The organism is Paraburkholderia sp. BCC1876 (assembly GCF_902833695.1).
Taxonomy (GTDB): Bacteria; Pseudomonadota; Gammaproteobacteria; order Burkholderiales; family Burkholderiaceae; genus Paraburkholderia.
Window position 1 is genome coordinate 1 of the sequence record NZ_CADFGI010000039.1, and the last position, 618, is coordinate 618.

Below are 618 nucleotides of genomic sequence, written 5' to 3' on the forward strand. Positions count from 1 at the left end.
TCCACCAACAGCAATGTCACTTCGCTGTCGTCCGGCTTGAGCTCCACCAACAGCAATATCACTTCGCTGTCGTCCGGCATCAGCTCTACCAACAGCAACATCACTTCGCTGTCGTCTTCGACCTCGACCAGCGTTGGCTCGCTCTCCACCGGCCTCTCGCAGACCAACAGCAACGTCGCCTCGCTGTCGACGTCCACCTCGTCGAGCGTCAGCTCGCTGTCGACCTCGGTCAGCTCGATCGCCAACTCGTCGGGCAAGATCGGCAACAGCGTGGCTTCGGCACTGGGCGGCGGCTCGACCTATGACTCGGCCACCGGCACGCTGACGGCACCGACCTACACGACCTACAAGGCCAACGGCACCACCGCGAACGTCAACAACGTCGGCGATGCGCTCGACAGCGTCAACTCGAACGGCATCAAGTACTTCCACACCAACTCGACGGGCGCGGATTCGATCGCCACCGGCGTGGACAGCGTCGCGATCGGCCCGAACGCCGTCGCGAACATCGACAACTCGGTGGCCATCGGCAGCGGCTCGATCACCACCACGGCGGTGCCGGTGAGTTCGGCGACGGTCGGCGGCATCACCTTCGGCAACTTCGCCGGCAGCAACCCG

General features: G+C 64.1%; 1 protein-coding gene and 1 pseudogene. One reads left to right on the top strand and one right to left on the bottom strand.

Going from position 1 to position 618, the window contains the following annotated elements:
- Positions 1-266 (bottom strand): hypothetical protein (locus HWY05_RS38680; RefSeq protein ID WP_208459129.1); only part of this gene is annotated, 266 nt, incomplete at its 3' end.
- A 4-nt stretch (positions 267-270) separates the two neighbouring features.
- Here HWY05_RS38680 and HWY05_RS38685 point away from each other — a divergent pair.
- Positions 271-618: pseudogene (locus HWY05_RS38685) on the top strand (left-handed beta-roll domain-containing protein); the annotation flags it as partial.